The following is a 22,143-nucleotide window of genomic DNA, read 5'->3' as shown; positions in this document are numbered from 1 at the left end:
TAATTATCACGAAAGGTGAGATTTTCTCTCATGGCTATTGAACTGTTCTACGACGCAGACGCTGATCTTTCCCTCATCCAGGGCCGCAAGGTTGCCATCATCGGCTACGGCTCCCAGGGCCACGCCCACGCACAGAACCTGCGCGATTCCGGCGTCGAGGTTGTTATCGGCCTGCGCGAGGGCTCCAAGTCCGCAGAGAAGGCCAAGGAAGCAGGCTTCGAGGTCAAGACCTCCGCTGACGCTGCCGCATGGGCAAACGTCATCATGATCCTGGCGCCGGATACCTCCCAGGCATCCATCTTCACCAACGATGTTGAGCCAAACCTGAACGAAGGCGACGCACTGCTCTTCGGTCACGGCTTGAACATCCACTTCGATCTGATCAAGCCAGCTGACAACATCATCGTCGGCATGGTTGCGCCAAAGGGGCCAGGCCACCTGGTTCGTCGTCAGTTCGTCGACGGCAAGGGTGTCCCATGCCTCATCGCCATCGACCAGGACCCAACCGGTGACGCACAGGCACTGGCACTGTCCTACGCCTCCGCCATCGGTGGCGGCCGCGCAGGCGTCATCCCAACCACCTTCGAAGCTGAGACCGTCACCGACCTCTTCGGTGAGCAGGCTGTTCTCTGCGGTGGCACCGAGGAACTGGTCAAGACCGGTTTCGAGGTTCTGACCGAAGCCGGCTACGAGCCGGAGATGGCCTACTTCGAGGTTCTGCACGAGCTCAAGCTCATCGTTGACCTGATGTTCGAAGGTGGCATCGCCAACATGAACTACTCCGTCTCCGACACCGCTGAGTTCGGTGGCTACCTCGCTGGCCCACGCGTCATCAACGCTGACACCAAGGAGCGTATGAAGGACATCCTGACCGAGATCCAGGATGGCACCTTCACCAAGCACCTCATCGCCAACGTCGAGAACGGCAACACCGAGCTCGAGGGCCTTCGCAAGGAGTACGCCGAGCACCCAATCGAGGAGACCGGCTCCAAGCTGCGCGACCTCATGAGCTGGGTCAAGAACCCACTGACCGAAACCGCTTAATAACCACCTCGGTTTAAAGACACTGACCACGGCCTCTCCCCTCGGGGAGAGGCCGTGGTCTTCTTGTCCTCCAGGGAAGAATCCCGTAAAAATCCCACAGCAGGGCGCTGTGAGGACTTATATATAAGGTGAAGCCCCCTGGATTCAAATCCAGGGGGCGAGAGGGCGGTGACGGTTTCCTAGGGATGCAGCAGGTCGATCAATTCGTGCCGCAGTGCGGGATCGGTGGGGTCACCGAAATGGATACGGTCGCGGGAGGATTTCCTCTGAACGGCAAGCTCGCATGGGCTTCCAACTTGGCTGAAGACGCACTGATAGTCACCGCTGGTCGCACCGGAGGCGCAGGTCCGCACCCGTATCACCGACCTGATCGAGTTGCAGGAGACCTATTCTGCCGCCCTCGACGCAGGTCAGGTCGTGCCACCGGTGAAGATGCTGGAACTGCGTCTGGCTTCCGCTGAGGTCGCCACCGCAGCCACCGCCCTGGAGGTCCGTGTCGCCGGAGGTGCTGGTTATGCCCAGAGCTCTCCGAGGTCCCGACGCTTCCGCGAAGCAGCTTTCATTCCCGTCCAATCACCATCCGAGACTCAGCTCAAATGGGAGCTGGGACGTGCGAAGGCTCAAGAGGAGAACTAGACCGAGATGATGTGTGCCGAACTTACCGTGACAGGCGAACAGTTACGGGCAACCGTAGGAACCTTCCCTTCGGGAGTCACCGTCGTGACCACCCATGAGGGAGGTGTGGATGTGGGGATGACCGTCAGCGCTTTCGCCTCATTGTCGCTGGAACCGGCGATGGTGATGTTCAGCGTGGCCAACACCTCCTCCTCAATGCCACACCTCACGGTCGGCGCACCACTGGGCATCTCCGTGCTCGCGGAGACCCAGGCCGGACTGGCCCGCCAGCTCTCCACCCGCGGTATTGACCGTTTCGAAGGTGTGGACATTCTCCGCCGTGAGCGGAATATCTCGGTTCTCGATGACTCCGCCGCCTGGTTCTCCGACGAGATCGTCAATGCCTTCCCCGGCGGTGACCACACCATCTTCACGGTGGCGGTCTCTGAATGTGCTGTCAATGACGGCATCCGCCCGCTGCTCTACCAGCAGGGCCAGTTCCACAACTGGGCCTGATATAGCTCTCTGGAAGGTCCCCACCGCACCCTGCGGCGGGGATTTCGTGGCTTCAGGGGAGCTTCACACACTGTGTTAACGGTGATGCTTTTCATCTGCGCAGTTCAGCGCCATAATGACACCCATTTTCAGTTTTCAATAAACTTTCAATAACTGGGGGAGTGTGAGATGGTGAGGACATGACCAAGCAGGCTCATCACCACGATCACACGCACAGTCACGATCATGCCCACTCCCACGGGGGACTGGGCGGGCATTCCCACGCACCAAACTCCCTCAAGGCACTGTTTGCCGTTCTCATTCTCACCGGAACGGTATTCTTCGCTGAGTTGATCGCCGGCCTGATCTCCGGTTCACTCGCCCTCCTGGCCGATGCCATGCACATGTTGTCGGATGCCAGCGGACTGATCATCGCACTGGTGGCCATGATGATCGGCCGCAAGGCACCCACGGATCGCGCCACCTATGGCTTCAAGCGGGTGGAGGTGTTGGCGGCCATGACCAATGCACTCGTGGTGGCCGCGGTATCGGTGTGGATCGTGGTGGAGGCCATCATGCGTCTGGGCTCTGCTGATGAGATCGACACCAACCTCATGCTGATCGTGGCTGTGATCGGTTTCCTCACCAACGGTGTCTCCGCGCTAGTGCTCATGAGGCACCAGGACGGCAACATCAATATGCGTGGTGCGCTCCTGCATGTGCTCAGTGACATGTTGGGCTCAGTGGCTGTTATCATCGCCGGACTGATCATCCGCTACACCGGCTGGCTGGCGGCGGACACGATCGCTTCCATCGTCATCGCCGCGATCATTCTCCCGCGCGCCATCGGATTGTTGAAGGATGCCATTAATATTCTTCTGGAACGCGTGCCTGATGGCGCTGATCCAGGGGAGGTGGACAGTGTGCTGCGCGCCATTCCTGGTGTGACGGATGTCCATGATCTTCATATCTGGAGTATTGACGGCAGGGAGGTGCTCGCCACCTGCCATATTGTGGTTGATACTGATTCCCAGCATATTTTCTCCTGCGGAGTGTTGGATCGGGCAGAAGCGGAACTAAGCAAACTGGGTATTGCGCATTCCACCATCCAATTGGAGACTGCAGCACACAGTGATCATGAGATTGTGTGCTGATATAGAGTATGTCCCATGGGATTTTCCACGCCGAGTTATGCGCTCAATGATCTCTTTGCCCGAATCAACAGAGGCGATCTCCAACTTCCTGATTTTCAACGGAAATACGCCTGGGATGTTGACCGCATCCGCAGTCTGATCGTCACGGTCCTGCGTGGTTTCCCCGTCGGCGTGCTCATGGCCTTGGACACCCGTGGCGAGGAGATGCGCTTCCGCCCCCGCCCCCTGGCCGGCGCCCCTGACACCGGCCGCGATCCCGGCCTGCTCCTGCTTGATGGCCAACAGCGCCTCACCACGCTCTACCACTGCCTTCAGGGCGATGGTTTCGTCGATTCCTTCGATTTCCGCAACCAGAGGGTGCGTCGCAAGTTCTATGTGGATGTGGCCAAGGCGATTGAATCCCCGGTCATGCCCGATGAGGCTGTGTTCTCCGTCGATGAGGCAGGCACCGTGAAATCACACTTCGGCCCCAAACTCGGCGCTGGCATCACCGACCTGAACTCAGCACTGGCCGCCGGATGCGTGCCCGTATCAATGCTGCTTGACGACGACGGCGCCAGCCTCCTCTTCGACCTGGCCGACCTCGCCGGCGACGGCGCCCGTGAACATGCCAAAACCTTCCATGCTCGCGTGGGTCGCCAGATTGTCACCTATGACATCCCCATGATCCGCCTCGACCGCGAAACCGCCAAGGGTGGAGTGGGCTCCATCTTCGCCCAGGCGAACTCCTCAGGACTGCAGATGGATGTCTTCGACCTGCTCACCGCAGTATTTGCCACAGATGAAACCTCCAGCACGGAATTCTCACTGCGCGATGACTGGGTACACACCGAACGCCACCTCCGCGAATTCCCCGCCCTCGACGGTATCGGCCGCACCGAATTCCTCACCGCCGTCTCCCTGCTGGTCTCCTCCCGCAAGGGCCAGGCAGTGGGACACCGGGAGGACATCCTCAACCTCACCCGCGAGGAATACATCCCGGCAGCTGAAGAAATGCGCGCAGGCTTCAAGGAAGCCGCAGAATTCCTCCGCCAGCGCTGCATCCTCAGCATCGACCAGGTCCCATACACAGCACAGATCATCCCTCTGGCGGTGATCCTCACGCTTCTCGACGGCCACGACCTCGCCAACTCCCAGGCCTGGGACCGCCTCAACCGCTGGTTCTGGAGCGGTGTCTTGGGAGAGCTCTACGGCTCTCCAGCGGTGATCGCCCGTTCCAGCAGGGACACCGACCAGGTGACCGCCTGGATCCGCAGCTCCGGCGACAAGGAACTGGAACCCAAAACCGTCCGCGACACCGACTTCCACGAATCCCGACTGCTGACCGCAGAGCCTGACACCGGCGTATGGAAGGGCATCTTCGCCCTCCTGATGGGCAGAGGAGCAAAAGACTGGCGCACCGGACAGCAGTTCGACCGCTGGACTTTCGAGGAACTCGGCTGTAGCTTCCACCAGATCTTCCCTACAAAATGGTGCAGGGAACGAGGCATCGACCAGACCCTGGCGGAAAGCGTCCTCAACCGCACACCCATGGGCCGCCGCACCGAAGTCGTCATCGGCGACACCCCACCATCCCGCTACCTCTCCCGCGTCCAATCCAAATCGCTGATGAACGATGAGGAATTCGACGCCATGCTCAACACCCACCTGTTGAAGGCCGAAGACCTGCATTCCTCCAATGCCGAAGCCTTTTTCCACGACCGCCACGAGAAGTTTCTACACATGGTCGAAGAAGCAATCGGACGGGCAGTCACACGAGACCTGGACACCGAAGACCCCGTGGGGGGACTCGCGGGAACAGATGCTTTTGTTGGCACTGAAACTAATGGGTAGTTTGGTGTAACCACCAGCAGACTCCCTTAGGAAGGCGCCCATTGTGGAACACAAATTGCGTCGAATGAAAACCCTCATCGCCGGCACCACCTCAGTGGTGCTCACTTTAGGGCTGGCTTCATGCGCCGCCACCGACGATGCCAGTGACGGGACAACGGAGGCGTCGACAAGCATCGCCGCCCAACAGGAAGACAACCGCCCCTATGCAGAGGCCCGCGCAGTCAATGTCAGTCGCGCGGTGTCTGAAGCCTTCCCAGGCGAACCCACCGTGATCACCGATGCGGGATTCTCCGGTGTCAGCGCATCCGAAATGTTCTTCGACAAATCCGACACCGTCGTCGTCTCAGGCCCCGGCATCGCCCAGGAACTCCGCGCCGCCTCCATCGGCGTGGTCTCACACGCCCCCGTGTTGCACGCGCCGGGCAACAACGATGAGGAGATCCTCGCAGAGATCGAACGTCTCGGCGCTAACACGGTACTCATCGTCGGTGATGCCCTGAAGGATTTCAAGGATGACACGATGACGATCATCCAGGATCGCGGCACTGAGGAAGCACTGGCACAGCTGACCGCCCTGCAATTCGAGGAGCAGAGCATCGGCGATATCAGCGAGGTCGTGCAGGCCACTGCCGAACTGCAGCCCGAGAACCAGACCCTCCTTGTACCTTCCTGGGAAAAGGTACCCACCACCACGGGCGAGGACAAGCTACCGGCCTTCCCGGCACAGAGCGCCCGTGACGGTGAGGTGGCACCGATCGTGCTCGCCACCGCTGAATCTGGCATCTCCGCCGTAGCCACGGCACGTGCCTACGGCGCCTCCATCCGCTTCATGGACCACCATGACCCCCGTCTGAATACAGAACACATGGAGATGGTGGCAGGACTTGCTGACAAGCCCCTCCTGGCACTGGGGGAACAGTTCGGTACCGGCGAGCAGCTTGCCGCCAAGATCGAACGCGGCGAAACCATCACCGAGGAACTACCCGGTGGCGGTGGCCTGGTGTTTCCGGGACGACGCATGATCGCCCTCTATGGGCACCCATCAGGACCCGCCCTGGGCGTGATGGGTGAGCAGCCGGCAGCAGAAGCTGCTGAGCGTGCCATGCAGATGGCCGCGGAGTACCAGGAGTTCGAGGAACAGCCGGTTATCCCAGCCTTTGAGATCATCGCCACGGTGGCCTCCGATGTCCCGGGACCTGATGGCAACTTCGTCAATGAGACCAACCCTGATGAACTGGTCCCATATATTGATGCCATCACCGACGCCGGTGGCTATGTGGTGCTGGATCTCCAGCCGGGACGTTCCACCTTCCTGGAGATGGCCAAGTACTACGAGGACCTGCTCAAGCGACCTAACGTCGGTCTGGCACTGGACCCGGAATGGCGCATCGGTGACCAAGAGCAGCCAATGAGCCGTGTCGGTTCCGTGGAAGCCGCCGAGGTCAATGAGGTTGCAGACTGGCTGGCACAGCTGGTCAGCGATGAAGAACTGCCACAGAAGGCCTTCATCCTGCACCAGTTCCAGCTCCAGATGCTGCGTGACCGCGAACAGATCAACACCGATCACCTCGAACTCGCCTTCATCCTGCACGCCGATGGACATGGTTCAGCAGGGGAGAAGTACGCCACCTGGGACGCGCTACGTCAGGACCTGGATCCGGATTACTTCATGGCATGGAAGAACTTCTATGACGAAGACCTTCCTACCTTCACCCCAGAGCAGACCTATGAAGAGGTCAATCCACGCCCCTGGTTCGTGTCCTATCAATAACACCGCACAGGGGTGACGGCCAGTCCGTTACATCTGATGCAGACAGAGGGCCCTGAATAATATTCAGGGCCCTCTGTTCATGGGGGAGCAGGGGATATGACCAGGGAATGAGTTTCCCCCAGGGCCAGAAAACTATGTATTGGGACAGCTGTGGGGGTGTGTCCAACCCCATGAAAACGGCCCTGAGGTGTTCGCGAACAAACGAGTGGGTTTAGAATATCGGTAGTCGCACGCCAAAACCCGGCGTGGACACGTCTGCAGCCGACGCGGTCGTGCCTGCTGCAGGCGGACATTCCTAGTTCTTCCAGGAGTATCTTGTGAGCCAGAATGGCCGTCCGGTTGTACTTATCGCCGACAAGCTAGCACAGTCCACCGTCGACGCGCTCGGTGACGCAGTTGAGGTCCGTTGGGTTGACGGACCTAACCGCCCTGAACTGCTCGAAGCAGTCAAGGAAGCAGACGCACTCCTCGTGCGCTCCGCCACCACCGTGGATGCAGAAGTCATCGCAGCAGCGCCAAGCCTGAAGATCGTCGGACGTGCAGGCGTTGGTCTGGACAACGTTGACATCCCAGCCGCCACCGAAGCCGGCGTCATGGTTGCCAACGCACCGACCTCCAACATCCACTCCGCATGTGAGCACGCAGTTTCCCTGCTGCTCTCCACCGCACGCCAGATCCCAGCAGCCGATGCCACCCTGCGTGACGGCGAATGGAAGCGTTCCTCCTTCAACGGTGTGGAAATCTTCGGTAAGACCGTCGGAATCGTCGGCTTCGGCCACATCGGCCAGCTCTTCGCTCAGCGCCTCGCAGCCTTCGAAACCACCATCATCGCCTACGATCCCTACGCCAACCCGGCACGTGCCGCACAGCTCGGCGTGGAGCTTGTGGAGCTGGAAGAACTCATGGGTCGTTCCGACTTCGTGACCATCCACCTTCCCAAGACCAAGGAAACCGCCGGCATGTTCAATGCGGAGCTCCTTGCCAAGTCCAAGAAGGGCCAGATCATCATCAACGCCGCACGTGGTGGCCTTGTTGATGAGCAGGCACTGGCCGACGCCATCGAATCCGGCCACATCCGTGGCGCAGGCTTCGACGTCTACGCATCCGAGCCTTGCACCGACTCCCCACTGTTCAAGCTCCCACAGGTCGTTGTCACCCCTCACCTGGGTGCCTCCACCGTGGAAGCACAGGACCGCGCAGGCACCGATGTTGCTGACTCCGTACTCAAGGCACTCGCCGGCGAGTTCGTTGCAGATGCAGTCAACGTCTCCGGTGGCCGTGTCGGCGAAGAAGTCGCCCTCTGGATGGAACTGTCCCGCAAGCTCGGCCTCCTGGCCGGCAAGCTGGTCGACGGCACCCCAGTCTCCCTCGAGGTCCTCGCCCGTGGCGAACTCTCCAGCGAAGACGTCAACGCCCTGGGCCTGTCCGCAGTCCGTGGCCTGTTCTCCGGCATCATCGAAGAGCCAGTCACCTTCGTCAATGCACCACGCATCGCTGAAGAGCGTGGCGTCACCGTCGAGGTCAAGACCAATACCGAATCCGTCACCCACCGCTCCGTGGTTGAGGTCAAGGTCGTTACCGGTGAAGGCAACACCGCCACCGTCGTTGGCGCACTGACCGGTCTCGAGCGCGTGGACAAGATCACCAAGATCAACGGCCGCGGTCTGGACCTGCGTGCACAGGGCCTCAACCTGTTCCTCGAGTACACCGATGCTCCGGGTGCACTGGGCACCGTCGGCACCAAGCTCGGGGCCAACGGCATCAACATCGAGGCAGCAGCACTGACCCAGGAAGCAGAAGGCGACGGCGCCATCCTCATCCTGCGTGTCGAGCGCGAAGTTCCAGAAGCACTCGTTGAGGAAATCAACGCAGATCTGAACGCAACCGCCTTCCAGGTTGACCTCGGCTAGTCTGTTTCCGTTTCATCTGGGAAAATCCTGCCTTCGGGTGGGATTTTTTCATTTCTGTTGAAGTTTGCCCAGTGTAGGGATGTAGCAGAACATTTACCCAGAAAGGCTATGCCAGAAAGGAGTAGTGATCTCTGCCTTAAGTGGAGTCCTTTCTGGCATAGCCTTTCTGGGTTAGTGAAGGAAGGCGGCACGAGTACTACTTTCCTCCTGAAATCATCTGCAACCTGCTTGCTCTTCATGCCACGTACCCCCTGATGCTCTGACTTCACCTGCCACCCGGTAGCTTGAAAACTAATAAACATTCCACTGCGAAAGGACACCTTGAAATGGTGCAGATTATTCCCCGGGCCGATATAACGGCGGAGCGAATCGTGGAGCTGCTCCAGAAGGAGCAGGTGAAAGCGGAGCTGTGTGACACTGGAACCGGCATAGGCGTCTATGTGGCCACCACCCACTTCGATATCGTGATCACCCTGGGTGACTGGCTGATGGCCAAAACCACCTGGGTAGGGGAATTGACCACCCAGGACTATGTCCGATCCCTGGTCGCACTCAATGCAGCCAACAACTCAGCACCGATGCCGAAGTTCAGCATTGACACCCCTCCGGAGCATTCCGGCAACCTGGTGTCGGTGCTCAAGGCCGATGAAGGGCCTCTGGAGATTTCGGCATCCCTGGTGTACCCACTGGGTGATGGTGTCACTGAGATTCAGCTGCGTTCCTTCATCGCTGAGGCCATTAATGCCGGTATCCGATTGACCCGGGAGTTCCATGCGCTCTATCCAGAGCGTTCACCGAAGCAGCAGGGTGAAACCTTCCACATCGGCATGGCTGAGGGTGCTCCTGCTGACAAGGTCACCCCGGAGCGCGTTGAGCAGTGGTTCGTGGGCCAGGGCGTGGATGAGGCTTCCTATGATGAGGCCACCAAGTGCATCAGTCTGTCCATGGATGAGATGCCTGTGGACATTGACTTCGATGATCCTGAGATCCTGCAGGTGCAGGCCAGCATGCTCCTGCCCGGCAACCCGGATGCGCAGGAGGATATTGATGCCACTGCTTTTCTCCATCTGTGCAACCGTGCGAACCTGGATTCCCTGTTATCGGGCATTTCCATGATCAAACAGCATGAGATCATGGGAATTATTTCTCATGTAGCCGTCCCTATTCGTGCTGGTCTGAGCGATTCTCAGCTGGATCAGGCCCTCAATGGTGGGGTAGTGGGTGCGACTGCACAGATGCGGGCGGTACTTCATCAGCTAAACTGAAAAAGTTCACATGGTGAGAAAGGAATCCCGCAAGATGAAACTAGCTGTTATTGGTGGAGATGGAATCGGCCCAGAGGTCACCGATGAAGCCCTCAAGGTTCTCCGCGCTGTCCGCGACGATATCGAGACCACGGATCTTGATCTCGGTGCCCGCCGTTACCTGCACAACGGTGAGCTGCTCACCGACGAGGACCTGGCGCTGCTGCGCGAGCACGATGCCATCCTGCTCGGTGCCATCGGTGCGCCCGGTTCCGTTCCTCCGGGGGTCCTGGAGCGTGGCCTGCTGTTGAAGCTGCGTTTCGCCCTGGATCACCATGTCAATCTGCGTCCCTCCAAACTCTATGAGGGTGTGGAGTCTCCGCTGAAGAACCCGGGCAACATTGATTTCATCGTCGTCCGCGAGGGCACCGAAGGCGCATACACCGGTAATGGTGGCGCCATCCGCGTTGGTACTCCACATGAGATTGCCAACGAAACCTCCGTGAACACCCGTTATGGTGCAGAACGTGTCATCCGTTATGCCTTCGAGCTGGCCCAGTCCCGTCGCAAGCACCTCACCCTGGTGCACAAGACCAACGTGCTTGTTCATGGTGGCGGCCTCTGGCAGCGCACCGTGGATGAGGTGGCCAAGGAGTACCCGGAGGTCACCGTTGATTACAACCACATCGACGCCGCCACCATCTACCTGGTCACTGATCCATCCCGCTTCGATGTCATCGTCACCGACAACCTCTTCGGCGACATCATCACAGATGAGGCTGGAGCGGTCTCCGGCGGAATCGGCCTGGCCGCATCTGGCAACATCGATGCCACCGGCACCAACCCCTCCATGTTCGAACCGGTCCACGGTTCTGCGCCGGATATTGAGGGCAAGGGCATTGCTGACCCGACCGCAGCCATCCTGTCTGCTGCGATGATGCTGCGCCACCTCGGTGATGTGGATAATGCAGTCCGCATCGAGGAGGCCGTGGCCGCAGATGTTGCTTCCCGCGACCCTGAGGCTGCTATCTCCACCACTGAGGTCGGCGACCGCATCGCCGCCGCAGTCAAGGCCTAATGTCTTCTGTGCAAGCACCCCCCTGCCAGGGGGGTTTTGTGCTTATCAAAGAAAAACCTTAAGCGTCCAATCACATACCTCAAAACACCACGTGGAATCATGTGTTCTCCTAAGGTGAAATCATGTCGGTAGAACTTGAGGAGATCCGCGACTTTCTCGCCGGTTTCGAACCATTTGTCCATCTTCCAGAGAAAGAACTGGCTGACCTGCCCGCCAAGATGACCATGGAGTACTTCCGCAGGGGGGAAGCCATCCTGGAGCACGGCGTGGAGAATAACCATCTCCATGTGATCCGCTCCGGTGCCGTGGATGTCCTGGATGAGGATGGCACCCTGCTGGACCGCCGGGATGCTGGGCGTTCCTTCGGCTATTCCACGCTCTCCGGCCATCCGGTGTCCCGTTACACCATGGTGGCTGTGGAGGACAGTCTTGTTCTGCGTATCTCCCGTGAGAAGATCCTGCCGGTAGTAGAGCGTAATCCGGAACTGGCCCGGTACTATTCCAGCTGGTCCAAGCGCATCCGTGCGGCCGCTGATCAGCTGCGTCAGGAATCCAGTTCCAAGGTTCTGCGTACCAGGCTGGGGGAGTTCAAGATCTCCAATCCGGTGTCGGTGGGCCCGGGAACCTCCATCCGTGATGCCGCACAGACAATGGAGGAACGCAATGTCTCCTCCCTGCTGATCCAGACTGATGGTGAACTGATCGGCATTGTCACCGACCGCGATATGCGGGGCAGGGTGGTGGCCACCGGTCTGGATATCACTCTGTCGGTCTCAGAGATCATGACGGTCAATCCGCGCACCGCGACCTCGCAGGATCTGGCTTTTGAAGCGATGTTGTTGATGGCTGAGCTGCGCATCCACCACCTTCCGATTGTTGATGAGGGCAGGATCTCCGGCATCGTCACGGCTGCAGACATCATGCGTCTACTCCGGCATGATCCGATCTACCTCACCGCGGATCTGTCCAGGAAGAACACCGTGGAGGAACTTTCCAATGTCTATCAGTCTGCTTCCGAGGTGGCCGCACGGTTCATCGACCGGGGTGCCTCGGCTGAGGAGGTCAGCAGCCTGCTCACCGTTGCAGCGGACTCTCTGGCGCGTCGCTTGTTGACACTGGGGGAAGAGAAGTTCGGTGTCGCACCGGTGCCCTATGCCTTTGTCACGGTCGGATCCCAGGGGCGCAAAGAGATGGGGTTGGCCTCAGATCAGGACAACTGCCTGCTGCTGGATGATTCCTATGATGAAAAGGAACATGGGGATTATTTCGCAGCACTGACGGACTTTGTGTGCCGGGGTCTGGACCGTGCTGGTCAGGTGCTGTGCCCGGGGGACATGATGGCCTCCAACCCGGAATGGCGGATGACCAAGCGCCAGTGGATCAACACCTTCCATAACTGGATCCAGGCTCCTGAACCGGATGCACTGCTCAATGCACAGATCTTCTTTGATTTCCGCGCTATCTACGGTGAGGTCGAGATGGCTCAGGAAGTTCACCAGGCTGCCGTGGAAATGGCCCGTGGTGCGCGTCGTTTCCATGCCCACCTGGCGGCACTGGCTGCCCGCAGGGATCCACCAGTCGGATTCTTCCGCGGCTTTGTGGTGGAACGTTCCGGCGAATACGGGGCAACCCTGGATGTGAAGAAGGGGGGTACCGCCGGCATCGTGCAGATGGCCAGGCTCTATGCTCTTGCCACAGGCAGTGAAATGATTAGCACACGTGAACGTCTGGAGGCTGCTGCCGGACATGGACAGGTCTCCCGCAAGGGTGCGCAGGACCTGCAGGATGCCTTTGATTTCTTAGGCAGCATCTCCTTCCAACACCAGTCCAGCCTGATCAAGACAGGGGAAAAGCCGAATTATCACATTGATCCGAAGAACCTCGGCAGGCTGGATCGGGAGCACCTGCGGGATGCTTTCACCATCATCAAGGATATGCAGAATGCCCTTGCCACGAAGTACCCGGTGAGGAATATCTGATGTTTGGAACACTATTTGGCGGTGGTGGACGCTCCGGGCGCACCCCGCGGTCTAAATTCGCCACCGGTGCCTTGAAGAAGTTCTATGAGGTGCCGGCGCCACATCCGTCGACAAGCCTGGATGAGCTGCCACTGTTGGCGGTGGACGTGGAGACCACCGGCCTGAAGCCTGAGGATCACCAGATCGTCTCGATCGGGTGGGTGCCGGTGACCGGCAAGGTGATCGAACTTGGCGGGGCCGGATACGCGGTGATCCGCGGCAGCGAGGGGTTTTCTGTGGGATCCTCGGCGGTGATCCACCGGCTCACCGATGATGGGCTCGCTGCCGGAATTGGAATGAGGGAAGCACTTGAACAGCTACTTGGTGCACTGGAGGGGCGCGCTCTGCTGGCACATTTTTCCCCCATGGAGAAGGATTTCCTTTCGGCGGCATGCCAGGAATATTTCGGTGCACCTCTACAGCTGCCGATCGTGGATACCTTCGCCATTGAGCGGCGCCACATGGAGAAGATGTCCACCTACCCCCGCGGTGAGGATCTGCGCCTGGCCCGGGTACGCGCACGTTATGGCCTGCCCCAGTACTCCAATCACCAGGCATTGACTGATGCACTGGCCTGTGCGGAGCTCTATCTTGCCCAAACTCGTGCGATCAACGCCAGTACACTGCGCGAGGTGGCTGAATAGCAGGGGGTGGGGGAGTAGTCTGATTCTTGGGTAAAAGGCCATGTAGATGTTTGTTTCACACCCTGTGTCACGGTCGTGATGAAAGCATGCCCGGCTACAGAGTAGTATGGCCGTTATGCGTTTTGGACGAATTGCAACCCCAGATGGAATGTGTTTCTGCACTATTGAAGGCGAAGGAGATGATGTAGCGAATCTGACCGCCAAAGAGATTGAAGGCACCCCCTTCACCGAGGTCAAGCACACTGGCCGCGAATGGCCGCTGAAAGATGTCCGCCTGCTCGCTCCGATGCTGCCGAGTAAGGTTGTCGCCATCGGCCGCAACTATGCCGACCACGTCGCGGAGGTGTTCAAGGAATCAGCTGAGCACCTGCCGCCAACCCTCTTCTTGAAGCCCCCCACAGCTGTGACCGGACCAGATTCCCCGATCCGTGTCCCCAGCTTTGCCACCAAGGTTGAGTTCGAGGGTGAGTTGGCAGTTGTCATCTCCAAGCCATGCAAGAACGTCAAGGCTGCGGATTGGAAGTCTGTTGTTCTGGGCTTCACCATCGTCAATGATGTTTCCTCCCGTGACCTGCAGTTCGCTGATGGTCAGTGGGCACGTGCCAAGGGCATTGACACCTTCTGCCCACTTGGCCCCTGGATCGAATCAGACATCGATGCCTTTGACCTGGATAACCTGCCGATCAAGGCACGTCTGACCCGCGAGGGCGACACCCAGCTCAAGCAGGACTCCAACTCCACCCAGATGATCATGAAGATGGGTGAGATCATCGAGTTCATCACCGCTTCCATGACCCTGCTCCCAGGCGATGTCATCTGCACCGGCTCCCCAGCAGGTACTGAAGCCATGATCAATGGCGATTACATCGAGATCGAGATTCCAGGCCTGGGCAAGCTCGGAAACCCGGTGGTGGACGCCTAAATGGCGCACAAGGATCACCTGACCACGCCTGAAGCCGCGGATGCGCGATACAGCTCTGCGCAACAGGTGTGGAGCGGTAACCCCAACCAGGCGCTCGTGGCGTATCTGGATGGGGTGGCAGTACGTGGCACAGCCCTTGATGTCGGTTGTGGTGAAGGTGCTGACCTGGTCTGGCTGAGTCAGCAGGGTTGGGATGTCACCGGCATCGATTTCGCCGCCACCGCCGTCGACCGCGCCAGGAAGCTTGTCGACGAAAAACTCGACGCCGAGCACGGCGTTGAGATCTTGCGTGTCTCCTTCACCGAGTACGCGATTGAATCAGGCCGTCAATTTGATCTGGTGACCTGCTCCTATGGGCAGATTCCGGCCAATGGCACCACCCTGGGGCAGCTGGAGAGCCTGGTTGCCCCAGGTGGGATCCTGTTGTTTATTCACCACGACATGGAGACTGAATCAGTAGCCATGCCCCGGTGGATCGCTGAGAACCTCAGTGCTGATTTCACGGTCACCGTTGTGGAGAACTTCGAACGTGATGTCCGCAGTGGTGCAGGTTCGCACCACAAGGATGATGTCGTGTTGCAGGCTCTGAAGAAGCTATAAACAGCTACAGGCCCAGTGAGCGCATGATGGTACGCAGCTTGGCTGTGGTTTCATCAAACTCTTCCTGAGCATCAGAACCTGCGACGATGCCACCGCCCGCCCATGCGCGGGCGGTTTTTCCATCTGCAGACACCTCTGCACAACGGATGGCCACCATGTACTCACCATCACCGGTATTATCGCACCAGCCGACAGCTCCGGCGTAGAAATTGCGGGGGGATTCCGCAGCCAGGATCAGAGCCTCAGCAGCGTCAGTAGGCGTGCCACAGATGGCCGGGGTGGGGTGCACATGCAGAGCCAATTGCAGGGCGGTGGTGGATGGATCCTTCAGGGTACCCACGATCGGGGTGGCCAGGTGCCACATCTCATTGGTGCGGGTCAGTTCAGGCCGTTCCGGGATGTCCACCCGTTCACACAGTGGTTCCAGCGCCAGACGGATGTGCTCAACCACATAGGAGTGTTCCTCCAGATTCTTGGAGCTTTCATGCAGGGTGCGTGCTGTGCGGGCATCCTCATTGGGATCCTGCGAACGGGGCGCGGAACCAGCCAGGGGATAGGCCGTGACGGTGGAACCCTGACGCTTGATCAACACCTCAGGTGAGGAACCGACAAACATCCGCCCCTCGAACTCAGGGCCGGCGGGGGAGAGATCGGTGATGAAACCATCGCGGTTGTAGGAATTGTCAATCAGGCGGGCCGCCACCAGACGGGCATCCACGGCAGGATCAAACTCGATATCAACCGCACGTGCCAGAACCACCTTCTGCAGGGAGGTGTTGGTGATGGTATTGATGGCGGCATCCACGCGTTGCAGATGCTCCTCGGGGGAGGGATCCACCCCGGCCACACGCGCATTGAGAACCGAGCCCGGGCCATAGCGGTAAAAGGAATGCGGCTCCAACGGGCCCTCCTCGCGGATGATGGTCTCCGGAACCGTCAACGCGGCAGGCTTGTCACGCTCAAAAGGGAGTGCACCCACGACCATTTCCACACGACCTGCACGAAGTGCCTCCACGGCCTCCCAGGGATCCGTGAAGGTCTCTCTGGAGCCCTGGGTCCGGATTGAGCCGTGCGCACGCGAGAGAAGGAAGTCCGGTGCGGTGGACGGGGCCTGGGGGTCACGATGGGTCGACATGACTATCCACTCTAATGCCACGGATAGGGGAGGTGAACGAGCACCCGTGTACCCAAGGCGATTACCATGGCCAGCATGACTGATGTTCGTGTACGTTTCTGTCCGTCGCCAACCGGCACCCCACACGTGGGCCTGGTGCGCACCGCTTTGTTCAATTGGGCCTACGCCCGCCACACCGGTGGCAAATTGATCTTCCGCATCGAAGACACCGATGCAGCCCGTGACTCCGAGGAGTCCTACTCCGCCATCCTGGAATCCCTGCGTTGGTTGGGCATGGACTGGGATGAAGGCGTGGAGACCGGTGGCCCACACGAGCCTTACCGCCAGTCCCAGCGCGCCGACATCTACCAGGATGTCCTGAAGAAGCTCATCGACGCCGGCGAGGTCTACCCTGCGTACTCCACCGCCGAAGAGGTCGAGGAGCGACACAAGGCGGCAGGTCGCGATCCGAAGCTCGGCTACGACAACTTCGACCGCGCCCTGTCCGAAGAGGACATCGCCGCATTCGAAGCCGAGGGCCGCAAGCCGGTCTGGCGTCTACGCATGCCGGAACAGGACTGGAAGTGGAACGACCTGGTCCGCGGTGACGTGGAATTCAAGTCCTTCACCCAGCCTGACTTCGTGGTGGCACGCTCCAACGGTCAGCCACTCTACACCCTGGTCAACCCTGTCGATGACGCCCTGATGGAGATCACCCACGTCCTGCGTGGCGAGGACCTCCTGCCATCCACCCCACGCCAGATCGCCCTCTACGAGGCACTCAAGCGCATCGGTGTGGCCAAGGAAACCCCGACCTTCGGCCACCTGCCATTCGTCATGGGCGAGGGCAACAAGAAGCTGTCCAAGCGTGACCCACAGTCTGATCTCTTCCTCCACCGCGCCAACGGCATCATCCCAGAGGGCATGCTCAATTACCTGGCCCTGCTCGGCTGGTCCTTGTCCGCCGATGAGGACATCTTCACCGTCGAGCAGTTCGTGGAGAACTTCGACATCGCTGACGTCCTGGGCAACCCGGCACGCTTTGACCAGAAGAAGCTCGAAGCCATCAACGCCGACCACATCCGCATGCTTGAGCCACAGGTCTTCGAGCAGCGTCTGCGTGCACACCTGAGCGAGTACTCCGAGTTCCCCGAGGACTACCCGGCAGACAAGTTCACCATCGCCGCAGAACTGACCCAGACCCGCATCAAGACCCTCGGTGAAGCCTGGGGCCTGCTGAAGTTCCTGGTCACCGCTGATGAGGACCTGGTGCTGGATGAAAAGGCCGCGAAGAAGAACCTCAAGGAAGCAGCCATTGAGCCACTCGACGCCGGCATCGCCGCCCTGGAAGCTGTCGACGAGTGGGTAACCCCCAACATCGAGGCTGCCCTGACCAAGGCGCTTATCGAAGACCTGGGCCTCAAGCCACGTGTTGCCTACGGTGCTCTGCGCGTAGCCACCTCCGGTGAGGCAGTGTCCCCACCACTGTTTGAATCCATGGAGCTGCTGGGTCGCGAATCCACCCTGACCCGCCTGCGCGCAGCCCGCGCAGTCACTCCGTACCAGGCTGCTGAGTAGACAGCTGGCCTGATGGCTTTAAAGGGTCGGGAAACTTCACTGTGTGGAGTTCCCCGGCCCTTTTTCTACTTTTCAAAGCGCAGGATATCGCCGGGCTGACAGTCCAGCTCCCGGCAGATGGCCTCCAGGGTGGAAAAACGCACCGCCTTGGCGCGTCCATTTTTTAGCACTGAGAGATTGGCCGGGGTGATGCCGATCCTCTCGGCCAGTTCTCCCACGCCGATCTTGCGCTTGGCCAGCATGACGTCAATGTCCACGATGATCGGCATTAAATCACTGCCTCCAGTTCAGTGGAGAAGCCGATTGCGCGGGCCAACAGGGTGCGGGTGACATAGATCAACAGGGCGACACCACCGATGAGCAGAGCGACCACCATGCCGATGATGACCAGGCCTGGGGCGTCATCGAGCTCTGCGAGGATATAGAACAGTGGCAGGGGCAGCACGGCTGCCAAAGCGATGGCGACGGTGATCCGATCCACCCAGATGATCGCACGATGGTCAAAAATCTCATCGCGTTGCACCAGACGGAGCAGTCGGAACAGGCAGACGATGACGAACTGGATGAGCCCGAAGCCGGCAACAAAAACCAGAACCAGCGCGACGAGTGGAGGGCGGGAGAGCTCACCCTTTTTCAGGGAGTCAATGACCAGCTGGGTAATGAGTAGTGCCTGGGCTGTGAAGGCTCCCAGGAAGCCGATGGTGAATATCGCGCGGAGTATCCACAGGATGCGGTGGTTCATTCAGATCCTTTTAGTTATCGAATATGGATAAAAACATATCGATAAACGATAGGTTCTGGCAAGCGGGAAGCTGGATTTATTTGTACCGGGTTGTTTAGCGGTTGCCCTCGATGAGCTTCTTGAGCTTGAGGTTTGATGCCTCTTGTAACTGGCCGATGCTTGCCAGGAATGGAACGCCGGGGGAAAGTGCGCCCTCAAAAATCATGGACTGTGTGACTTCGGTGCGACCACCCTCAAGCGCGGTCAATTTGATGGTGTCAGTGGCGGTGAGCACCCACCGGAAGAGCACCTTTGCCTCCCATGTCATCTCCTGCTGCGGAATGAAGTCAGTGATGGTCGCACGGAAGGAGGCCTTGAGCATGGAAGTCTCCGGGTGGCGCGTGCGCATGCGCAACTTCTCACCCTCTGCCAGACCGGCGGGCGCACTGGAGAGGATGATGTGATCGTTCCATTCCGCAGAGCGCCCCAGGTCCGTGATGACATCCCAGACCTCATCTGCTGGGGCATCGATCTCAATCGACCTGACTGCAGACAATTGGAGGGCGCGGCTCACTGCCCAGGAGGAAATCGCGGCGATGCCGGTCCAGAAGAGTAAGGGGATGAGCAGGGCGGGGAATGGCATTGCTGGGAACAGTCCCTTCGGGAGGATTGGAGGATGTGCGGATTCTTCAATCCTAGCTGTTTGCGGTCAGGCTGTGGGGCGGAGAGGCTCTGCATTTAGTCGATTTACCTGCAGATTTGTGAGAAATGGTGGAACATGGCTATAGTATTCATCTGTTGCACCGAGTGGAAAGCGCTGACGGTAGTTGGTGACTGGAAATGAAGTGAAATGATTGGCCTATGGTGTAATTGGCAACACAAGGGTTTCTGGTACCCTCATTCTAGGTTCGAGTCCTGGTAGGCCAGCTGCGATCAGCTGGAAACATTGTGATCGTGTTCCTTATGCCCCGTTCGTCTAGAGGCCTAGGACGCCGCCCTCTCACGGCGGTAACACGGGTTCGAATCCCGTACGGGGTACAAAATTAGAAGCACCGGTTCTCTTCATTGAGAATCGGTGCTTTTTGTGATCTGGAAAACATCTGATCTTACCCCCTCGTAGAACGAGCGTACGGGCTCGGGGAGCTGCCTATTTTCAATTAGTGGGGGTGGGCCCAATAACGCAACAAGTTCTGTTTAACGCAAAGCCCTTTACCCATTGTTTGCCTACCGTTAGAGTCAGGTTTAACAGAGAAGTTCAAAGCCGATATCCAGAAGGAACCAGCTGATAAGCAGCGAAAATGGGTCCCCACAGTTTCGGAAAGAGCGCTCTGGAGTCAATGGAAGCAATCCAGTGAAGGAGAGTGCATGGCAGTAAGTGAAGAAAAGACGAAGTTCGGACGCAACGAAGCCGTCCTCGAAGCAGCTGGCATCGCCATAACCATGGATTCCGAGCGCTAAGGATGCGTGAATCAGGAGCTCGCTACGACATGACCCCTCGTTGCAGTCGTTCGACACCCATCTTCTCCAACTTCAACAACCCACACCCGGCACATTAAGCCCCTAACGGGCACAACGGACGTAACACCGAGAAAGACTTAATTCGGGTTAACGAAACTTCCGAAACGCAGCCGGAAAGCGGTGGCAGCAGGTTGAAGCCACCGGGGAACGTGAGAGAGTCGGATCAAGAACTAAAAACTGATCCCAGTCAACACGACACCCCTTCGAAATCATCATTCGAAGCGGGTGTCCTTATATTTATCTCCCACCGGTTTTCAGGTGGGCGAAAAACCTGCTCTAACCACTTGATTTGTGTGTATGAACTGCACTGACATATAGTTTTCTGCGTACCGCGCCCCGTTCGTCTAGAGGCCTAGGACGCCGCCCTCTCACGGCGGTAACACGGGTTCGAATCCCGTACGGGGTACAATTAGAACGAGGCAGTCAGTGAATTTTCACTGACTGCCTCGTTTTTCATGATGTCCCAGTGCATGTCCGCGCAGGTTGTTAGTTTAAGGATATGAGTAAGGTTCATCCTCTAGCGGACACACTGAAGCTTTCTCGGCTTTTAGAAACGATATCCGCATGGCGCTGCAGCGCGTGCGCAAAATGCTCTGGTTCTCATGGATGAGACGACGCTGACCAGCGATTCATCAAGCTCACAGGTGTCATCGATGAATCGCCATGACCGATGAGGCCAGCCTACGTGAACAAATGTTACGGCTGGATACCCGTGAGCATGTGAAGTTGCTCGGGGTGGAGATAAACGAGGGAGGGCATTCGTGGCGCTGTCTACGACTCTTCCGAAGGGCTACCCGGTGGACAAGCTCAGAAATTATCCTCATTTTACCTGGCAGCAGCACTTTGTTATTGACTGACGGGTATAGGACACAGCGCAACACAGATACAAAAACCGACCGTTGTGATTGATGAAGACACTTTCCCATGGTTATCCTCGATGAGGTCTTTGACCATGCTGCTATGGAAGCCTCCCGGCTCTTTTTTCCACATGAGACCCTAGCAGCTCCGGAAAAGCTCCTCCAGGCGGTCGAAGACCACATCGGGGGAGCGTTGGTGGTGGGCTGAGGATGCTGTTGATTTGTTTGGCTCAGAACACCTGGTGTGCGAAGTCAAGCAACTCCGAAGGCTTCCTGCGACGATAGAACACATCATATCGATGGAGGAACACATGACTTTTCTAGCATTTCCAGAACTGCCGGGGACAGTCGCCATCTACGGCGCCGGGTAGGAATTTCATGCGCTGGCGGGAGCATTGGATTTTTGTAGATAGAAAGATCCTCTACTGGGGTGATCTTGATAGTCATGGTTTCTACATCCTGGATCTGATGCGACGGAGCCTGCCACAAGATCGGTACTCATGGATATGGAAACCGCCAGGACTCATCGTGCATTTGGAGCTGATGAATCAGTGATCAAGCGTTTCGTCCCACAAAACCTGACGCACGAAGAAAAAGGGTCAAGTCCGCGCGAGTGGTGTATCTGGCAGACCAGCCAGCTATTTCAAGTCTCTGAATTGAGCAAGAGAGAATCGCCTTTGACCACGTGAAGAGTGAATTAGAAAAAGCCATCGAGAGCATCTACTGATTCAGATATTTTCAGGTATCAGAAACAGAAGTGTTGCTGGGGCAGGATCCAGCGATTTGGTCGAATCACACCGTTGTTGTTATAGTATTCATCGTTAACAACGCAGCTCACAGAGCTTAAGCGAAGGTTAATGATTGGCCTATGGTGTAATTGGCAACACAAGGGTTTCTGGTACCCTCATTCTAGGTTCGAGTCCTGGTAGGCCAGCTGCGATCAGCTGGAAACATTGTGATCGTGTTCCTTATGCCCCGTTCGTCTAGAGGCCTAGGACGCCGCCCTCTCACGGCGGTAACACGGGTT

The 22,143-nt window shown here is 58.3% G+C and carries 21 protein-coding genes, 4 tRNA genes and 1 pseudogene; 21 read left to right on the top strand and 5 right to left on the bottom strand.

The features are described 5' to 3' along the window. Window positions 1-30: 30 nt before the first annotated feature. The 7 genes and pseudogenes from ilvC (at window position 31) to serA (ending at window position 8,822) form a co-directional block, all read left to right on the top strand. The gene (gene ilvC / locus Q0M74_RS03775) at window positions 31-1,044 is read left to right on the top strand and encodes a ketol-acid reductoisomerase (protein ID WP_293951712.1); all 1,014 of its coding nucleotides are present in this window, start codon (window positions 31-33) and stop codon (window positions 1,042-1,044) included. Window positions 1,045-1,467: 423 nt separating this feature from the next. After that, window positions 1,468-1,680 (top strand): annotated as a pseudogene (locus Q0M74_RS03770) (acyl-CoA dehydrogenase); the annotation flags it as partial. A 6-nt stretch (window positions 1,681-1,686) separates the two neighbouring features. Next, window positions 1,687-2,175 (top strand): flavin reductase family protein, encoded by a 489-nt coding sequence (locus Q0M74_RS03765; RefSeq protein WP_293951711.1) that lies wholly within the window; start codon window positions 1,687-1,689, stop codon window positions 2,173-2,175. Between the two features lie 179 nt (window positions 2,176-2,354). Then, on the top strand, window positions 2,355-3,308 hold the full coding sequence (locus Q0M74_RS03760; RefSeq protein ID WP_293951710.1) for a cation diffusion facilitator family transporter: 954 nt from the start codon (window positions 2,355-2,357) through the stop codon (window positions 3,306-3,308). A 15-nt stretch (window positions 3,309-3,323) separates the two neighbouring features. After that, a complete protein-coding gene (locus Q0M74_RS03755; protein ID WP_293951709.1) occupies window positions 3,324-5,141 on the top strand; it encodes a DUF262 domain-containing protein in 1,818 nt (605 codons plus the stop codon). Between the two features lie 64 nt (window positions 5,142-5,205). Continuing rightward, complete coding sequence (locus Q0M74_RS03750) at window positions 5,206-6,912, top strand: MBL fold metallo-hydrolase (protein ID WP_293951708.1); 1,707 nt, start codon at window positions 5,206-5,208, stop codon at window positions 6,910-6,912. Window positions 6,913-7,229: 317 nt separating this feature from the next. Further along, a complete protein-coding gene (gene serA, locus Q0M74_RS03745) occupies window positions 7,230-8,822 on the top strand; it encodes a phosphoglycerate dehydrogenase (RefSeq protein ID WP_293951707.1) in 1,593 nt (530 codons plus the stop codon). On the opposite strand, the gene Q0M74_RS03740 is transcribed toward serA, so the two are convergent. Next, the gene (locus tag Q0M74_RS03740; protein WP_293951706.1) at window positions 8,819-9,061 is read right to left on the bottom strand and encodes a hypothetical protein; all 243 of its coding nucleotides are present in this window, start codon (window positions 9,059-9,061) and stop codon (window positions 8,819-8,821) included. The two genes, serA and Q0M74_RS03740, sit on opposite strands and share 4 nt — an antisense overlap. Before the next feature lie 87 nt (window positions 9,062-9,148). On the opposite strand from Q0M74_RS03740, the gene Q0M74_RS03735 reads away from it, so the two are divergent. The 6 genes from Q0M74_RS03735 to Q0M74_RS03710 all read left to right on the top strand — a co-directional run bounded on the left by Q0M74_RS03735 (window position 9,149) and on the right by Q0M74_RS03710 (window position 15,328). Then, entirely contained in the window at window positions 9,149-10,087 is a 939-nt protein-coding gene (locus Q0M74_RS03735) for a hypothetical protein (protein WP_293951705.1), read from the top strand. Window positions 10,088-10,121: 34 nt separating this feature from the next. Then, entirely contained in the window at window positions 10,122-11,144 is a 1,023-nt protein-coding gene (locus Q0M74_RS03730) for a 3-isopropylmalate dehydrogenase (protein ID WP_293951704.1), read from the top strand. 122 nt (window positions 11,145-11,266) lie between these two features. Continuing rightward, window positions 11,267-13,123 carry a putative nucleotidyltransferase substrate binding domain-containing protein gene (locus tag Q0M74_RS03725; RefSeq protein ID WP_293951703.1) on the top strand — a complete coding sequence of 619 codons (1,857 nt, stop codon included), beginning with the start codon at window positions 11,267-11,269 and terminating at the stop codon, window positions 13,121-13,123. Beyond that, window positions 13,123-13,806, top strand: coding sequence for an exonuclease domain-containing protein (locus Q0M74_RS03720; RefSeq protein ID WP_293951702.1), 684 nt, complete (start codon window positions 13,123-13,125; stop codon window positions 13,804-13,806). The genes Q0M74_RS03725 and Q0M74_RS03720 overlap by 1 nt, the downstream gene beginning before the upstream one ends. 115 nt (window positions 13,807-13,921) lie before the next feature. Further along, on the top strand, window positions 13,922-14,728 hold the full coding sequence (locus Q0M74_RS03715) for a fumarylacetoacetate hydrolase family protein (RefSeq protein ID WP_293951701.1): 807 nt from the start codon (window positions 13,922-13,924) through the stop codon (window positions 14,726-14,728). Next, window positions 14,729-15,328: a bifunctional 2-polyprenyl-6-hydroxyphenol methylase/3-demethylubiquinol 3-O-methyltransferase UbiG gene (locus Q0M74_RS03710; protein WP_293951700.1), complete on the top strand. Its 600-nt coding sequence runs from the start codon at window positions 14,729-14,731 to the stop codon at window positions 15,326-15,328. Window positions 15,329-15,332: 4 nt separating this feature from the next. Here the strand turns inward: Q0M74_RS03710 and Q0M74_RS03705 are convergent, their stop codons facing one another. Next, on the bottom strand, window positions 15,333-16,463 hold the full coding sequence (locus tag Q0M74_RS03705; RefSeq protein ID WP_293951699.1) for an isochorismate synthase MenF: 1,131 nt from the start codon (window positions 16,461-16,463) through the stop codon (window positions 15,333-15,335). 66 nt (window positions 16,464-16,529) lie between these two features. On the opposite strand from Q0M74_RS03705, the gene gltX reads away from it, so the two are divergent. Continuing rightward, on the top strand, window positions 16,530-18,020 hold the full coding sequence (gene gltX, locus Q0M74_RS03700; RefSeq protein ID WP_293951698.1) for a glutamate--tRNA ligase: 1,491 nt from the start codon (window positions 16,530-16,532) through the stop codon (window positions 18,018-18,020). A gap of 65 nt (window positions 18,021-18,085) precedes the next feature. Here the strand turns inward: gltX and Q0M74_RS03695 are convergent, their stop codons facing one another. The 3 genes from Q0M74_RS03695 to Q0M74_RS03685 form a co-directional block, all read right to left on the bottom strand. Beyond that, a complete protein-coding gene (locus tag Q0M74_RS03695) occupies window positions 18,086-18,289 on the bottom strand; it encodes a helix-turn-helix transcriptional regulator (RefSeq protein WP_293951697.1) in 204 nt (67 codons plus the stop codon). Next, window positions 18,289-18,762 (bottom strand): DUF2975 domain-containing protein, encoded by a 474-nt coding sequence (locus Q0M74_RS03690; RefSeq protein ID WP_293951696.1) that lies wholly within the window; start codon window positions 18,760-18,762, stop codon window positions 18,289-18,291. Before Q0M74_RS03690 ends, Q0M74_RS03695 begins: the two co-directional genes overlap by 1 nt. Before the next feature lie 94 nt (window positions 18,763-18,856). Beyond that, window positions 18,857-19,384, bottom strand: coding sequence for an SRPBCC domain-containing protein (locus Q0M74_RS03685; protein WP_293951695.1), 528 nt, complete (start codon window positions 19,382-19,384; stop codon window positions 18,857-18,859). A gap of 212 nt (window positions 19,385-19,596) precedes the next feature. Between Q0M74_RS03685 and Q0M74_RS03680 the strand changes: the two genes are divergently transcribed. The 7 genes from Q0M74_RS03680 to Q0M74_RS03650 all read left to right on the top strand — a co-directional run bounded on the left by Q0M74_RS03680 (window position 19,597) and on the right by Q0M74_RS03650 (window position 22,050). Continuing rightward, a tRNA-Gln gene (locus Q0M74_RS03680) sits at window positions 19,597-19,668 on the top strand. Window positions 19,669-19,706: 38 nt separating this feature from the next. Continuing rightward, window positions 19,707-19,779 (top strand) — tRNA-Glu (locus tag Q0M74_RS03675). Window positions 19,780-20,592: 813 nt separating this feature from the next. Further along, a tRNA-Glu gene (locus tag Q0M74_RS03670) sits at window positions 20,593-20,665 on the top strand. A gap of 518 nt (window positions 20,666-21,183) precedes the next feature. Beyond that, complete coding sequence (locus tag Q0M74_RS03665; RefSeq protein WP_293951694.1) at window positions 21,184-21,324, top strand: hypothetical protein; 141 nt, start codon at window positions 21,184-21,186, stop codon at window positions 21,322-21,324. Window positions 21,325-21,337: 13 nt separating this feature from the next. Next, entirely contained in the window at window positions 21,338-21,487 is a 150-nt protein-coding gene (locus Q0M74_RS03660) for a Wadjet anti-phage system protein JetD domain-containing protein (RefSeq protein ID WP_293951693.1), read from the top strand. Window positions 21,488-21,494: 7 nt separating this feature from the next. Continuing rightward, the gene (locus Q0M74_RS03655; protein ID WP_293951692.1) at window positions 21,495-21,671 is read left to right on the top strand and encodes a Wadjet anti-phage system protein JetD domain-containing protein; all 177 of its coding nucleotides are present in this window, start codon (window positions 21,495-21,497) and stop codon (window positions 21,669-21,671) included. A 307-nt stretch (window positions 21,672-21,978) separates the two neighbouring features. Continuing rightward, window positions 21,979-22,050, top strand: a tRNA-Gln gene (locus Q0M74_RS03650). The last annotated feature ends 93 nt before the right edge of the window (window positions 22,051-22,143 follow it).

Source organism: uncultured Corynebacterium sp. (genome assembly GCF_945649885.1).
Taxonomy (GTDB): domain Bacteria; phylum Actinomycetota; class Actinomycetes; order Mycobacteriales; family Mycobacteriaceae; genus Corynebacterium.
Note: the sequence above shows the minus strand (reverse complement) of the source record. Positions and strands in the feature narration are given on the sequence as shown.

Bases quoted from the DNA above. Each gene is read 5' to 3' on its own strand.
- ilvC (WP_293951712.1), top strand. From the start codon at position 31: ATGGCTATTGAACTGTTCTACGACGCAGACGCTGATCTTTCCCTCATC.
- Q0M74_RS03765 (WP_293951711.1), top strand. From the start codon at position 1,687: ATGATGTGTGCCGAACTTACCGTGACAGGCGAACAGTTACGGGCAACC.
- Q0M74_RS03760 (WP_293951710.1), top strand. From the start codon at position 2,355: ATGACCAAGCAGGCTCATCACCACGATCACACGCACAGTCACGATCAT.
- Q0M74_RS03755 (WP_293951709.1), top strand. From the start codon at position 3,324: ATGGGATTTTCCACGCCGAGTTATGCGCTCAATGATCTCTTTGCCCGA.
- Q0M74_RS03750 (WP_293951708.1), top strand. From the start codon at position 5,206: ATGAAAACCCTCATCGCCGGCACCACCTCAGTGGTGCTCACTTTAGGG.
- Q0M74_RS03740 (WP_293951706.1), bottom strand. From the start codon at position 9,061: ATGAAGAGCAAGCAGGTTGCAGATGATTTCAGGAGGAAAGTAGTACTC.
- Q0M74_RS03735 (WP_293951705.1), top strand. From the start codon at position 9,149: ATGGTGCAGATTATTCCCCGGGCCGATATAACGGCGGAGCGAATCGTG.
- Q0M74_RS03730 (WP_293951704.1), top strand. From the start codon at position 10,122: ATGAAACTAGCTGTTATTGGTGGAGATGGAATCGGCCCAGAGGTCACC.
- Q0M74_RS03725 (WP_293951703.1), top strand. From the start codon at position 11,267: ATGTCGGTAGAACTTGAGGAGATCCGCGACTTTCTCGCCGGTTTCGAA.
- Q0M74_RS03720 (WP_293951702.1), top strand. From the start codon at position 13,123: ATGTTTGGAACACTATTTGGCGGTGGTGGACGCTCCGGGCGCACCCCG.
- Q0M74_RS03715 (WP_293951701.1), top strand. From the start codon at position 13,922: ATGCGTTTTGGACGAATTGCAACCCCAGATGGAATGTGTTTCTGCACT.
- Q0M74_RS03710 (WP_293951700.1), top strand. From the start codon at position 14,729: ATGGCGCACAAGGATCACCTGACCACGCCTGAAGCCGCGGATGCGCGA.
- Q0M74_RS03705 (WP_293951699.1), bottom strand. From the start codon at position 16,463: ATGTCGACCCATCGTGACCCCCAGGCCCCGTCCACCGCACCGGACTTC.
- gltX (WP_293951698.1), top strand. From the start codon at position 16,530: ATGGCCAGCATGACTGATGTTCGTGTACGTTTCTGTCCGTCGCCAACC.
- Q0M74_RS03695 (WP_293951697.1), bottom strand. From the start codon at position 18,289: ATGCCGATCATCGTGGACATTGACGTCATGCTGGCCAAGCGCAAGATC.
- Q0M74_RS03690 (WP_293951696.1), bottom strand. From the start codon at position 18,762: ATGAACCACCGCATCCTGTGGATACTCCGCGCGATATTCACCATCGGC.
- Q0M74_RS03685 (WP_293951695.1), bottom strand. From the start codon at position 19,384: ATGCCATTCCCCGCCCTGCTCATCCCCTTACTCTTCTGGACCGGCATC.
- Q0M74_RS03665 (WP_293951694.1), top strand. From the start codon at position 21,184: ATGGTTATCCTCGATGAGGTCTTTGACCATGCTGCTATGGAAGCCTCC.
- Q0M74_RS03655 (WP_293951692.1), top strand. From the start codon at position 21,495: ATGCGCTGGCGGGAGCATTGGATTTTTGTAGATAGAAAGATCCTCTAC.